The organism is Pricia mediterranea, from assembly GCF_032248455.1.
Lineage (GTDB): Bacteria > Bacteroidota > Bacteroidia > Flavobacteriales > Flavobacteriaceae > Pricia > Pricia mediterranea.
This window is the reverse complement of sequence record NZ_JAVTTP010000001.1, coordinates 2912124-2926405: the sequence shown is the minus strand read 5'-3', so window position 1 is coordinate 2926405 and position 14282 is coordinate 2912124. Positions and strand designations below refer to the sequence as shown.

The 14282-nt window shown below is 50.6% G+C and carries 9 protein-coding genes; all 9 read left to right on the top strand.

The features are described 5' to 3' along the window. Window positions 1-7: 7 nt before the first annotated feature. The 9 genes from RQM65_RS11920 to RQM65_RS11880 all read left to right on the top strand — a co-directional run bounded on the left by RQM65_RS11920 (window position 8) and on the right by RQM65_RS11880 (window position 14263). On the top strand, window positions 8-1546 hold the full coding sequence (locus RQM65_RS11920) for a RagB/SusD family nutrient uptake outer membrane protein (RefSeq protein WP_314015267.1): 1539 nt from the start codon (window positions 8-10) through the stop codon (window positions 1544-1546). Between the two features lie 24 nt (window positions 1547-1570). Continuing rightward, window positions 1571-3370 (top strand): LamG-like jellyroll fold domain-containing protein, encoded by a 1800-nt coding sequence (locus RQM65_RS11915; protein ID WP_314015265.1) that lies wholly within the window; start codon window positions 1571-1573, stop codon window positions 3368-3370. A 19-nt stretch (window positions 3371-3389) separates the two neighbouring features. Beyond that, window positions 3390-4769, top strand: a complete 1380-nt coding sequence (locus RQM65_RS11910) for a glucoamylase family protein (RefSeq protein WP_314015263.1) — start codon at window positions 3390-3392, stop codon at window positions 4767-4769. Between the two features lie 208 nt (window positions 4770-4977). After that, entirely contained in the window at window positions 4978-6366 is a 1389-nt protein-coding gene (locus RQM65_RS11905; protein WP_432279869.1) for a glucoamylase family protein, read from the top strand. After that, entirely contained in the window at window positions 6356-7141 is a 786-nt protein-coding gene (locus RQM65_RS11900) for a carboxylesterase family protein (protein ID WP_314015261.1), read from the top strand. Before RQM65_RS11905 ends, RQM65_RS11900 begins: the two co-directional genes overlap by 11 nt. A 65-nt stretch (window positions 7142-7206) precedes the next feature. Beyond that, window positions 7207-8946 carry a family 43 glycosylhydrolase gene (locus RQM65_RS11895; protein WP_314015260.1) on the top strand — a complete coding sequence of 580 codons (1740 nt, stop codon included), beginning with the start codon at window positions 7207-7209 and terminating at the stop codon, window positions 8944-8946. A 20-nt stretch (window positions 8947-8966) separates the two neighbouring features. Beyond that, entirely contained in the window at window positions 8967-10169 is a 1203-nt protein-coding gene (locus RQM65_RS11890) for a CehA/McbA family metallohydrolase domain-containing protein (protein ID WP_314015259.1), read from the top strand. Between the two features lies 1 nt (window position 10170). Further along, a complete protein-coding gene (gene bglX / locus RQM65_RS11885; RefSeq protein ID WP_432279847.1) occupies window positions 10171-12462 on the top strand; it encodes a beta-glucosidase BglX in 2292 nt (763 codons plus the stop codon). 163 nt (window positions 12463-12625) lie between these two features. Continuing rightward, entirely contained in the window at window positions 12626-14263 is a 1638-nt protein-coding gene (locus RQM65_RS11880) for a sulfatase family protein (protein ID WP_314015258.1), read from the top strand. Window positions 14264-14282 lie beyond the last annotated feature (19 nt).

Sequence of the window (14282 nt, the reverse complement as noted above, 5' to 3'; positions counted from 1 at the left end):
AGCCACTATGAAACTGTTTCAAAACATACGAAATTTAACACTGTTCGGCCTAATCGCAGGCTTGATCTTCGGGTGTACCGACAAATTGGACGAACCGGAACTCAACAACAACTTTGCTGTCGGTACTGACTTTTCCAAGACCGAGGATATGCAACTTTCCCTGATCGGGGTATACGCAGCCTTTCAACGTAGGGGCTGGGAGCAACCGCTTCTCATTTCGGTCCGCGGTGATGATGTCAATGCCGGGGGTCTCGGCGATCAGCAACCCTTTTCGGATACCGACCGATTCGATTACAATAAAGATTATTGGATGTACAACTCGTTATGGCAAACGGTCTATCGGGAAATTATTACCGCCCATACGGCCATGGAACAGATAGAAAGGTACCAGGAACTCGCAGACAACGATGGTAAGGCCTTGGGTAATCAGTATATTGCCGAGATCAAGGTGTTGCGGGCCATGATGCTCTATTTTATCTCACAAACCTGGGGCGATGTCTTTATTCCGGAATCCTCCGATACCGAACAACTTTTGGAGGTCGAGAACTTGCCTACCAAAACCGAGGTGATGCAACATATTTCCGACCAGATGGACGCGGCCATCCCCTTGTTGCCGCCAGGCCATCCCAATGAAAGAACCGGTATCCCCGGCGGGGTCACGGTCAACACCGCTTATGCCGTCAAGGCTTTGGCCAACCAGGAACTCGAAAACTATCAGGCCGTAGCCGATGCGACCGCACAAATTATAAATTCTGGCTCCTATAGCCTATTTCCAGATTTTTACGAACTGTTTAAAAATCCCGGTAAACTCAGCGATGAAACTGTCTTGTCCCTTCAATATTCCGATTACGGACAGGGGGAAGGCGATCGGTCGGGCCATTTGTACGCGCCCTACGGACCCCAAGGCTGGACGCCCGCCGTCGAAGGGGCCTCAAGTGGATGGGGCTTTTACGAGCCTAGTTTGAAGTTTATTAAATTCATGCTCGACCGTGGTGAAACGGTCCGTTTAGAAACCAGTGTGCTATTTACCGATAGGGGCATCGCAGAACTTCAACAAGATGCAGATTATGCGACCCTTCCGGGTTTCGTTTCCAATACGACCCGTGACGGCGATGTAATCAACGATTATGCTCGTGCCCTCTTCGCCAGTGGTAAGCATTATCTGCCCTCGAACCAATTGATACCCGGCAGAACGGCCTACGGCAGTAACAAAAACTATATCATGATACGCTATGCGGAAATTCTCTTGATGTACGCAGAGGCCTTGGTGCAGGGGGCCAATGGTTCGGCGATGACCGCGGACCAGGCCGTGAACCTGGTCCGTGAACGGGCCGGAATGGCCCCGATAACGGGCGTGACCCTCGACCAGATCGTGGACGAAAAATTTGCCGAACTCAGTATGGAATGGGGCAAACGCTATTTCGATATGCTTCGCCTGGGCCGCTACGAAGAACTGAGCTATGGCGGAAGGACTTTCTCGGAGGATAAGAGTTACCTCCCCTATCCCCAGGAACAGGTGGATCAATTCCCCATTTTGGAAAACTAGCAATAAACTAACAAATCAATAAGGATGAAAAAGTTCAAAAATAGTGTCGTGGCATCGATAGCGGTCTTGTTGCTGTACGGATGCGACCAGGGCATAGATCCGATAACGCCCGTAGCCCCCGGGACAGACGAATCCGCCCCGGCAATAACCATCAATTCCCCTACGGAGGGCCAAACGATCAAGGTCAACGAGGAATTGGCGAGTGTGGATATCGATTTTGAGGTGACCGATGATATCGAGGTGGCCTCCGTAAAAGTAATGATAGACGGCAAACAGATCGGTAGTTACAGCAACTTTAAGGACTACCGACGTCTAATAGTCGATGACCTGAGCTATGATAAATTGGCCGATGGCGCCCACGAAATGAGCGTTGTTGCCACCGACATAGATGGCAAGACCACCACCTCTACCGTAAATTTTACCAAAGAGCCCGCTTACCTTCCCAAATATGCAGGGGAGTTGCTTTATATGCCCTTCGATGGGGACTATACCGATCTGGTGAGCCTTAAAAAAGCTACCGTAGAGGGTGATCCCGGCTTTACCGAAGAAAGCCTGGCCGGCCCCAGCGCCTATGCAGGTGCCGAGGAATCGTACCTGACGCTGCCCGGCGACCGCTTTAAAAACGGGGAATTCAGTGCTATTTTTTGGATGAAGGTCAATGCCGTACCCGATCGGGCCGGAATCTTGGTTATGAGTCCCCCGATGGAAGGGGATGCCAATGATCTCACCAAGGGCTTCCGCTTCTTTAGGGAGAATGCCGGCGGTATGCAACGGTTTAAATTGAATGTGGGCTCAGGTGACACAGGGAATTGGTTCGATGGAGGGGAAGCAGCCGATGTGGACCCTGCAGCGGATAAGTGGGTCAACATGGCCTTTACAATTTCGGGAACCGAGGCCATCGTGTACATCGACGGACAAATCGTTAAACAGGATGCCCTGGATGGAATTGACTGGTCGGATACGGGTTTGCTTTCGATTATGTCGGGCGCCCCTAACTTTACGGGATGGGGCCACCTGTCCGATCAAAGCTTTATGGACGAGCTCCGTATTTTTGATAGGGCCATTTCGCAAGCGGAAATTCAACAGATCATGGCCGACGACTCCGGTGAATTCGTGTCGTCGTACACACCTGCTTTTGCCGGCGAAATGTTCTATATGCCCTTCGACGATAACTATAGCGAACTCTTCAGGGATATGGAGGCCGAAGCGGTCGGCAATCCCGGTTTTGCCGGAGAAAGTGTCGCGGGATCGAACGCGTACGCCGGGGCCACGGATTCCTACTTGACCTTCCCGATTAATGAAATGGGGCCGATCACTACCCCGCAGTTCAGTGCTACCCTATGGTACAAACTGAACGCCGATCCCGACCGTGCCGGTATTTTGACCATCTCCCCGGAAGATCCCGAAAACGAGAATTATCCCGAGGTGCAGAACAACCGCAACAGCGGGTTCCGATTGTTGAGGGAGGGCAACGCCGAGAGACAGGTGGTCAAATTGAACGTGGGTACCGGCGATGGCAATGAATGGGCCGATGGCGGTGACGCCGCCGCCTTAAACCCCGCTACGGCAACCGATTGGGTACATTTGGCGTTTACCATATCGGACGATAGTGCCAAAGTCTATATCGATGGAGAAATGGTAGCCGAAAAAGCACTACCCGGCTTCGACTGGACCGGTACCGAGATACTTTCCATAGGCTCCGGTGCCCCCAGGTTTACAGGTTGGAACCATTTATCGGACCTAAGCTATATCGATGAACTGCGTTTCTACGATAAGGTCTTGACCCAAGAGGAAATACAAACGATAAGGGATTTTGATCAATAAATAGTTTGAGCCCGATTTTATGAAGTTAGTTTTGAGTGTAGTGTCAATGGCCGTTGCTTCCCTGATTACGGGCTGTAACGGCCATAGAACTACCGATAAAAAAATTACACCCGCAGAATCCGGTACATCCTTTTCGGATGAGCAACTATTGGATAGGGTACAACGCCAAACCTTTGATTATTTCTGGTCGGGGGCCGAACCTACTTCCGGCCTCGCCCGGGAACGCATCCATATGGACAATGTCTATCCGACCCACGATAAGGATATTATCACGACCGGTGGGTCCGGCTTTGGACTTATGGCCATTCTCGTGGGGGTCGAACGTGGATTCATCAGCCGGGTACAGGCCCTAGAACGCTACGAAAAAGCGGTCGATTTTCTAGCGAAGGCGGATCGCTTCCATGGGGTTTGGTCACACTGGCTCACGCCCGACGGCAAGATGACCCCCTTCAGCAAAAAGGACAACGGCGGCGACCTTGTAGAAACTGCTTTCTTGGTACAAGGACTACTTACCGTAATGGAATATTTCAAGGATGGCAACGAAAGGGAAAAACAACTCGCGGCCAACATCCAAAAACTTTGGGAGGAAGTGGAATGGGACTGGTACAACAAAAACGGCGAAAACGTATTGTATTGGCACTGGTCTCCCGAATACGGCTGGGAAAAAGATTTTGCCGTACACGGCTACAACGAGGCCTTGGTCATGTACGTGCTGGCAGCCGCCTCCCCGACCCATCCCGTTTCCAAGGAAGTCTATGATCAAGGCTGGGCCAGAAACGGTGACATCACCAACGATACGCTATTCTATGGTCTAGAAACGGAACTCGACCACTATCCGGGAGGCGATTCTCCCGTGGGCCCGCTCTTTTGGGCGCACTATTCGTATTTAGGACTAAACCCGAAGGGATTGACCGACCAATACGCCGACTATTGGAAACTGAACAAAAACCACGCGCTTATCCACTACGAATATGCCGTCGACAATCCTGAAAATTTTAAGGGCTATGGCAACAATCTGTGGGGCATGACCTCGAGCTATTCCGTAAAGGGCTATTCGGCGCACCGGCCGGATAAAGATCTGGGGGTAATTTCCCCGACCGCCGCATTATCCTCTATGCCTTATACCCCCGATAAGAGCAAGGAGTTCTTGCGGCATCTCTACACCGACCTCGACAGTCTGGTAGGCAAATATGGTCCGTACGATGCATTTAGTCTTGAAAAAAACTGGTACCTACCCCGCTATCTGGCCATCGACCAGGGACCGATTCCGGTCATGATCGAGAATTATCGCAGCGGCCTGCCGTGGAAATGGTTTATGAAGAACGAAGACGTACAAAAGGGATTAAAAAAACTTGGATTTGAAACAGGTGCTAAAGCAGAACAAGAGCAAGGTCCGTAAAGAACCGGCGTAAAAAATAGGATAGAGGTGAGTAGATAGTTACTCATCTACTTACAGTCCACTATCAGCAAAATGTCAGGCCGAGCGCAGTCGAGACCTAATTAAAACGGGCATCTTCTGACAATCAGTAATTTAAAATCAAGGCTCTAAAACAGGATTCTTGGAAATGGTTTTACAAATCAGCAATACGGAAACAGGATGGAACAGGATGCTCGTATCCCTAGCCACCATCTTCCTGCTTGTTTCTTGTTCGAACGATGACGGCCAAGGTCCTACCGGCGAATCGCAACTCCCCGAAACTCCCAAGGATACCGTACCCGACAAAGGGGAAGAACCACCCGCAATCAGTGATGAAGCACTGCTCGACCTGACCCAGGGCGAAACCTTTAAGTATTTCTGGGATTTCGCCGAAGCCAATTCGGGGGCGGCGAGGGAGCGCTACCATCCCGGCAACCCCGCCAACGACCCCAATACGGTGACCATCGGGGGCACCGGCTTTGGAGTAATGGGAATCCTAGTAGGTATCGAACGCGGGTTCGTCACCCGGGAACAAGCGGTGGAACGCCTTGATCAAATCCTGAATTTTCTGGAATCCGCCGACCGTTTTCACGGCGCATGGCCGCACTGGCTTGACGGTAATACGGGCAAAGTCAGGCCTTTCAGTCCGCTAGATAATGGCGGCGACCTGGTCGAAACCGCCTTTTTGGCGCAAGGTCTTATCTGTATCTCGGAATATTTTAAGGGCGGCACCGATACCGAAAAAGCCCTAGCGGAAAAAGCCGATAGCCTATGGAAAGGTGTGGAGTGGGATTGGTACACCCAGAACAAGAACGCTTTGTATTGGCACTGGAGTCCCGATCACGACTTCGCCATCAACCTCGAACTCAAAGGATACAATGAGGTGCTGATCACCTATGTTTTGGCAGCGGCCTCTCCAGATCACGGCATCACAAAAGAAGTATATACCAACGGCTGGGCCTCCAACGGCAACATCGCTTCGGCGGAATCCGCCTACGGTATCCCCCTAGTGGTCGACCATGCCGGCAACGCACCCAAGGGCGGACCGCTGTTCTGGGCCCATTACTCCTACCTGGGACTCGACCCAAGGGGACTTTCCGACGATTTTGTAAATTACGGGGATGCCGTGGTGAACCACTCCAAGATCAACCATGCCTACTGCGTTGACAACCCCAAAAACTTTAAGGCCTACGGGGAAAATTGCTGGGGCCTCACCGCGAGCTATACCCGTAAAGACGACGGGGGAATCGGATACACCGCCCACAGCCCCTCCAACGATACCGGGGTCATTTCGCCTACGGCGGCGATCGGTTCCCTGCCCTACACCCCCGACGAATCAATAAAGGCCTTGCATTATTTTTATAGGAACAAGGGCAAACTTTTGGGTCCGGCAGGATTTTACGATGCCTTTAGTCCACAATACGATTTCTGGGTAGCGGAAGCCTACTTGGCCATCGATCAAGGGCCGCAATTGGTCATGATCGAAAACTACCGCTCGGGACTGTTATGGAAACTTTTTATGCAAAACGAGGATGTGCAGGCAGGCCTCGACAAACTCGGTTTTAATTATGCGAACTAAAAAATTACTTTCGACCGTTCTTCTTCTCTCTTATGGATGTGTTGCGCTTGCCCAGGAGCACAGCTTATACAAAAAAGAGCACTTTATCGACGGAAAGGATACCCTCTTGTACCGGATTTTGTATCCCAAAAATTTTAGTGAAGATGATTCCTACCCCCTAATCCTGTTTTTACACGGCGGCGGGGAGCGGGGAAACGACAACGAAAAACAGTTGACGCACGGAAGTCGGTTGTTCGCAAATCCATCCCATAGAAAAGAATTTCCCGCAATCGTTATCTTTCCCCAATGTCCCGCCGATAATTATTGGTCCAACGTAGCCGTAGACCGTAGTTCGTACCCGATCGGTCTGGATTTTCAGTATGCAAAGGGGCCTACAGAACCATTAAGTCTTGTGATGGAATTGCTGGATGAATTCAGGAGCAAAGACTATGTCGATAGGAACCAGATGTATGTGATGGGCCTTTCGATGGGAGGTATGGGCACCTACGAACTCTTATCGCGCAAACCGGATGTCTTTGCGGCGGCAATTTCGATTTGCGGAGCGGGAGAACCGGAATCCGTCACGAATTATGCGACCAAAGTCCCGCTTTGGGCCTTTCACGGGGCGCGGGACAATGTGGTAGACCCCCAACATTCGCTAACGATGGTTTCAGCACTTCTGAAAGAGGGCGGTCATCCGAAGTTCACACTTTATGACGACGCCAATCACAACAGCTGGGACAACGCCTTTGGAGAACCCGGACTGCTGCCCTGGCTTTTTTCACATTCCCGTTGACGATATCAAGGTATTCGATAAAAGCATCCTGTTAAGGAAATTCACATACATCTAATACATCAATTATGGCTACATATTCGAAACGTTTTGCACACCTAAGAACAAGCTGCCTACTTTTAGGCTGTATCGGCTTAGGGCCAATACTTGCCCAGACCGAAACCTATTGCAATCCCGTTAATATCGACTACACCTACATGATCTACAACTCCCACAAAGATCTTTCGTATCGGTCGGGCGCGGATCCGGCAGTAGTACGCTTTAAAGATGAGTATTATATGTTCGTCACCCGCTCTATGGGCTATTGGCACAGCAAGGATTTGGACGAATGGGAGTTTATCAAGCCCAAACAATGGTACTTTCAGGGCTCCAATGCCCCCGCTGCCTTCAACTATCGCGATTCCGTACTCTATATGGCCGGAAACCCATCTGGCTCCATGAGTGTTCTCTATTCGGATAATCCGCAGGACGGGGAATGGACCGCGACCCCGGGAATTTTGCATAATCTGCAAGATCCCGCGCTTTTTATCGACGACGACGGACAGGGCCATATTTACTGGGGCTCCTCGAATAAATTCCCCATCCGGGCCAGGAAACTGGACAAGGACAAAAGATTCCGGCCCTCGGAGAAAATCCACGAACTATTTAATCTCCAGCCCGAAAAGCACGGCTGGGAACGTTTCGGCGAAAACCACTCCGACACCGAACTCAGCGGATATATCGAAGGCCCGTGGATGACCAAGCACAACGACAAGTACTATTTACAATACGGCGCCCCCGGCACGGAATTCGACGTCTATGCCGATGGCGCCTATATCGGCGATTCGCCATTGGGGCCGTTCGAATACATGCCAAACAATCCCTTTTCCTACAAACCAGGGGGCTTTATTAACGGCGCCGGGCATGGCAGTACGGTCAGGGGCCCGGGGAATCAATGGTGGCATTTTTCCTCTATGGCCGTCAATGTCAATATAGGATGGGAACGGCGTATCGGGATGTTTCCCACCTTTTTTGATGAGGATGGATTGCTGTGGTCCAACACCTATTTCGGCGACTATCCCCATTATGCCCCGTCCGAATCGGACAAAAAAGGAAAATTCACGGGTTGGATGTTACTGTCATACGGCAAACCGGTAAAAACATCCTCCCATCTGGAAGATTTCGGGGCGGATGCCCTTACCGACGAGAACGTAAAATCATATTGGGTCGCCGAGCGGAACGATGCGGACCAATGGGCGAAGATCGACCTCGGCGAACCGGGCGAGGTTTATGCCGTACAGGTCAATTACAACGATTATAAAACCGATATGTACGGGAAGATACCCGGGCTATACCATCAATATACGGTAGAGGGATCATTGGATGGAACCCAGTGGTTCAACCTGGTGGACCGGAGTACCAACGATAAAGACGTGCCCAACGACTATGTAGCCTTGGAAACTCCGCGAAAGGCACGGTTCATTCGGTATAAGAATATCCACGCACCCACACCATACCTATCCATATCCGACATCCGGGTGTTCGGAAACGGGAGCGGAAAAGCACCAAAGTCAGTAAAGAACATCGAAATTATCCGGAACGACCAAAGGCGGGGCGCCAAAATCAGTTGGAAACCGGTCAAAAATGCCCAAGGATATAACGTATTGTGGGGCATCGCGCCGGATAAACTGTACAGCTCATGGCTGATCTACGGCGAAGAATCATTGCAGTTAAAATCCCTGAACACCGATCAGACCTATTATTTTACGGTCGAGGCCTTTAACGAAAACGGGGTTTCGGAAAGAAATCCGGTAACGGAGGTAAATTAGTTTTAACATAGAACAAAAGCATGAGGTCGGATAATCTATTTTTAGCAGTATTTCTTTTGGGTTTTATGGCCCATGGTACGATTTTGTCGCAAGATAAAACATGGTACAAAGGCAACCTACATGCCCATTCCTACTGGAGCGACGGAAATGAATTTCCGGAAATAATCATGGATTGGTACAAGACCAACGGATACGATTTTACAGTACTCTCGGACCATAATACCTTAGCGGAGGGCGAAATGTGGATTACCTTATCCGAAAAAGAATATTTGCAAGAAGCCTTTCATGACTATCTTGACCACTATGGGGAGTCGTGGGTAGAACATCAATTGGACAGTACGGGCCGAACCAAAGTCAAACTAAAGACGTTGGAGGAATATAGGTCCCTTTTTGAGGAAGACGGGGAGTTCTTGATCATTCAGTCGGAAGAAATAACCAGTAATTTTGGAGACAAGCCCATCCATATCAACGCGTCCAACATCCAAGAAAAAATAAGTCCCAAGGAGGGTGGGAACGTTGCGGAAATCATCCAAAATAATATCGATGCCATTTTGGAGCAGCGCGAAAGACTGAACGTACCGATTATGCCCCACATCAACCATCCGAATTTTGGATATGGTATTTCAGCCGACGACTTTATGCAGTTGAACGATGTGCGTTTTTTTGAGGTTTATAATGGACATCCTTTGGTCAATAACGACGGGGATTCGACACATCTGGACACCGAATCCATGTGGGATTTGATCAACGCTTCCTACCTACAGGAAGGCAAGCCCCTGTTATATGGGGTGGCCACCGACGACAGTCATAATTACCATCGGTTCGATAAGAGTTATAGCAATCCCGGAAGAGGTTGGGTCATGGTCAGGGCGGACTCTTTGACCGCTTCCAGTATAATCACAGCCATGGAAAATGGCGATTTCTACGCCTCGACCGGAGTGCTATTGAAAGGTCTGGAAACGGGCAACGACAGCCTACAGATAGAAATAGCCGCTGAACCTGATGTGGGGTACGAAATTCAGCTTATTGGAAAGGATCCGGCGTCCGACGCTTACCAAATTATAGAGCGGGTAAAAGGCACAAAGGCGAGTTTCACACTACCTCACGGATATGGCTTTGTACGAGCTAAGGTCGTATCGGACCAAACGAACCAAAATTTTTTCGACGAGACCGAATACGAAAAAGCTTGGACACAGCCCATAGGCATTAAAAAACCAAACTGATATGAAACTTGAGAAATGTATTGCTTTGCTCTTTTGTATGTGTTCCAATGCCTTTGCGGCGCAAAGCCAAAGCCCGATTCCCGAAGTGGAATCCCTTTTGGAACAAATGACCGTCGAGGAAAAAATTGGCCAGTTGAACCTGTTGACTCCCGGTGGTGGTATCGCGACCGGATCCGTGGTCAGCGAAAATGTGGAGGCCAAGATCAAGGCGGGCGAAGTAGGCGGCATCTTCGGCGTCACGGGTCCCGATAAGGTCCGAAAGGCGCAGGAAATTGCCGTCAACAGTTCCCGTTTAAAGATTCCCCTGCTCATTGGTTCCGACGTAATCCACGGCTACAAGACCACCTTTCCCATTCCCTTGGGTTCGGCATCGAGCTGGGATATGGACCTATTAAAACAATCCGCCCAAATCGCGGCGAGGGAGTCCACCGCCGATGGTATCAACTGGAACTTCTCCCCCATGGTCGATATCGCTCGCGACCCCCGCTGGGGCCGGATCGCAGAGGGCGCCGGGGAGGACCCTTACCTGGGTTCTGCGGTTGCAACGGCGATGGTCGAGGGGTATCAAGGAACCGACCTTACCGCACCGCACACCATGTTGGCGACCGTAAAACACCTCATCCTTTACGGAGCCTCGGAAGGGGGGCGCGACTACAATTCGGTGGATATGGGCAAAATCAAGATGTTCAACCAATACCTACCGCCTTACAAAGCGGCGGTCGATGCGGGCGTGGGCAGTGCCATGACCTCCTTTAACGATATCGACGGTATTCCTGCTTCCGCCAATAAATGGATGATTACCGACCTGTTACGCGAACGTTGGGGGTTTGACGGCCTTGTGGTTTCAGACTACACCTCGGTCAACGAAATGATAGCGCATGGCTTGGGTGATCTGCAGGCGGTGTCGGCCATGGCGCTTGAGTCGGGACTCGATATGGATATGGTCGGGGAAGGCTTTTTGACCACCCTTAAAAAATCCTTGGACGAAGGCAAAGTGACCGAAGCGCAGATCACCACGGCCTGCCGACGGATCTTGGAAGCCAAATATAGACTGGGACTCCTCGAAGATCCTTTCCGCTATTCGAACGAGGCGCGCCCCGAAAAGGATATCCTGACCGACGAAAACCGAAAACTGGCCCGCAAGCTGGCGGCCCACAGTTTTGTGCTGCTAAAAAGACATCAAAATATTCTTCCCTTGAAAAAGAATGTTAAAATCGCCTTAGTGGGGCCCTTGGCGGACAGTCGCAATAATATGTTGGGCACCTGGGCGCCCACCGGGGAGCATCGATTGGCCGTCACCGTACTGGAAGGTTTTAAAAATGTTGCTCCCGAAGCTTCTATTACCTACGCTAAGGGCGCCAATATTACCAACGATACCGTAATGGCCAAAAACGTCAATGTGTTCGGGCCGAAGGTGGAAATCGATAAACGTTCTCCCGAAACCCTCTTGAACGAAGCCCTGGCAGCGGCCAAGGCGGCCGACGTGGTGGTCGCGGTGGTAGGTGAGGCCTCCGAAATGAGCGGCGAAGCCGCCAGCCGGACGGAGATTTCGATTCCCGATGCCCAAAAGAGACTGATTCGGGCCTTGGCGAAAACAAATAAACCCTTGGTACTCGTGTTGATGAGCGGCCGGCCCCTGACCATAGAAGAAGAATATGAGCTCCCGGTAAGCATCCTACAGGTATGGCATCCTGGCGTGGAGGCTGGGAACGCCATTGCCGATGTGGTTTTCGGGGACTACAATCCTTCTGGAAAATTGACGGCCACCTGGCCGCGCAATGTAGGACAAATCCCCGTTTACCACAGTATGAAAAATACGGGACGGCCCGCCGCGCCAGTGGAAAGTACCCAAGACGCGGAGGCTTTCCAGAAATTCAAGTCCAACTACCTCGATGCGCCCAATTCCCCTTTGCTGCCGTTCGGCCATGGATTGAGCTATACGGAATTCGAATATTCCGACCTTCGGGTGGACAAATCCGAAATCGGCGCCGATGAGACCGTAACGGTTTCCGTAACCCTTAAAAACATCGGCAGTTACGACGGCGCGGAAGTGGTACAACTATATCTCCGGGATGTGGTACGCAGTATCACCCCGCCCAAACGGCAGCTGAAAGGTTTCCAAAAGGTGTTCCTCAAAAAGGGGGAATCCAAGAAGGTAAACTTGACCTTAAGTCCCGATGACTTAAAATTTTACAACAGTGATTTGGAGTTTACGGTCGAGCCCGGGGAATTTCAGGTCTTTGTAGGAACGGATTCCAATGCGGCCTTGAAGACAAGCTTCAGCTTGAAGTAGCAGACATTGATCAGCGAACTAAATCCGACGTAAGACGGTAAGACGTAGTAAAACATCATTCTAAGGAAAAGTCATCGGTCATACGTTTGAGATCCTACAGTTCTACCTTCTATTTGACGATTAGGTACATAAACGGACAAAAGTTTAAAACAAAATAACCCTTATGATACGTTACATCATTCCCCTGATAACCCTCCTATTTGTAGCGGGATGCAAATCGGATAATCCCGAAGAAACATCCGACGGTAAAAAGCCCAACATCCTCTTTATCATGGCCGATGACCATGCCATTCAGGCCATCAGTGCCTACGGACATCCTATTAGCGAGCTCGCCCCTACCCCGAATATCGATAGAATTGCCGAAAACGGGGCCCTGTTCCACCGTGCCTATGTCACGAATTCCATCTGTGGACCCAGTCGCGCGGTGATATTGACGGGTAAACACAGCCACATCAACGGCTTCCGACAGAACGGTGACCGTTTCGACGGTAGCCAGCCTACCGTACCTAAAATGCTGCAAAAACTCGGCTATCAAACCGCGATTACGGGCAAATGGCATCTTCACGGCTATCCGGAGGGCTTCGACTATTGGAACATCATTGTGGACCAAGGAAATTATTATAATCCGGATTTTATCAGACAGAGTGGTGATACCGTCCGTATCAACGGTTACGCCACCGATATCATTACCGACGACGCCATCGACTGGTTGCAAAATCAACGCAACGAAAGCATGCCGTTCTTTATAATGGTGCACCACAAGGCCCCGCACCGAAACTGGATGCCCCCGTTGCGGTACGTCAACAAATACGATTCGGTGCAGTTTCCGTTACCGGATACCTATTTCCCCGATTTCAAGAATCAAAAAGCGGCCCAGGAACAGCTTCAGACTATTTATGAGGACATGTACGAGGGTCACGACCTCAAGATGTCAAAGGAATATGGTAGCACCGAACTGGCGGCCAACCCTTGGATAAATGATTTCGTCAGAATGTCGCCCTCTCAACGTGAGGCCTGGGACGCGGCCTACCTGCCCGAGAACAATGCCTTTTGGAAGGCGGACCTGCACGGCAAGGCACTCGACGAATACAAGGGGCAACGCTATATTCGGGACTATATGGCCACCATTGCGGCGGTGGACGATGGGGTTGGTCGACTGCTCAATTACCTAGAGGAAAACGGACTTGACGAAAATACCTTGGTCATATACACATCCGACCAAGGTTTTTGGATGGGCGAAAAGGGATGGTTCGACAAACGCTTTATGTACGAAGAATCGTTTGGCACGCCCCTAATGGTACAAATGCCCGGCACTATCGAAGCGGGAACTGAAATCGGTGCCATGGTGCAGAATTTGGATTTCGCCCAGACCTTTCTCGATTTCGCCGGAGCGCCCGAAACGGGCGGAGAGATGCAGGGGGAATCGCTAAAAGGACTTATGGATGGAAGTATGGAGGATTCCGATTTTAGGGATGTTGTCTATTACCATTACTACGACTACCCGGCCTTTCACATGGTCAAAAAACACTATGGAATCCGTACCGATCGCTACAAACTCATGCATTTTTACGACGATATCGACACTTGGGAATTCTACGACCTTGAGGAAGACCCCCGCGAGCTCACCAACAGCATCGACGACCCCGACTATGCCGAGGTAATCGAAACCATGCATCAAAAACTCGACAGCATTCAAAAAGTGTACAAGGTAACCGAAAAGGAGTTCGAACAAGCCCCAAAACAAAAAGTGGAGCGGGCCTATAAGCTGTTCGACAAATTGCGGGGGACACCTATTGAATAGCGCTGTGGGAAAATCGTCT

Bases quoted from the DNA above. Each gene is read 5' to 3' on its own strand.
- RQM65_RS11910 (WP_314015263.1), top strand. From the start codon at position 3,390: ATGAAGTTAGTTTTGAGTGTAGTGTCAATGGCCGTTGCTTCCCTGATT.
- RQM65_RS11905 (WP_432279869.1), top strand. From the start codon at position 4,978: ATGCTCGTATCCCTAGCCACCATCTTCCTGCTTGTTTCTTGTTCGAAC.
- RQM65_RS11890 (WP_314015259.1), top strand. From the start codon at position 8,967: ATGAGGTCGGATAATCTATTTTTAGCAGTATTTCTTTTGGGTTTTATG.
- RQM65_RS11880 (WP_314015258.1), top strand. From the start codon at position 12,626: ATGATACGTTACATCATTCCCCTGATAACCCTCCTATTTGTAGCGGGA.
- RQM65_RS11920 (WP_314015267.1), top strand. From the start codon at position 8: ATGAAACTGTTTCAAAACATACGAAATTTAACACTGTTCGGCCTAATC.
- bglX (WP_432279847.1), top strand. From the start codon at position 10,171: ATGAAACTTGAGAAATGTATTGCTTTGCTCTTTTGTATGTGTTCCAAT.
- RQM65_RS11895 (WP_314015260.1), top strand. From the start codon at position 7,207: ATGGCTACATATTCGAAACGTTTTGCACACCTAAGAACAAGCTGCCTA.
- RQM65_RS11900 (WP_314015261.1), top strand. From the start codon at position 6,356: ATGCGAACTAAAAAATTACTTTCGACCGTTCTTCTTCTCTCTTATGGA.
- RQM65_RS11915 (WP_314015265.1), top strand. From the start codon at position 1,571: ATGAAAAAGTTCAAAAATAGTGTCGTGGCATCGATAGCGGTCTTGTTG.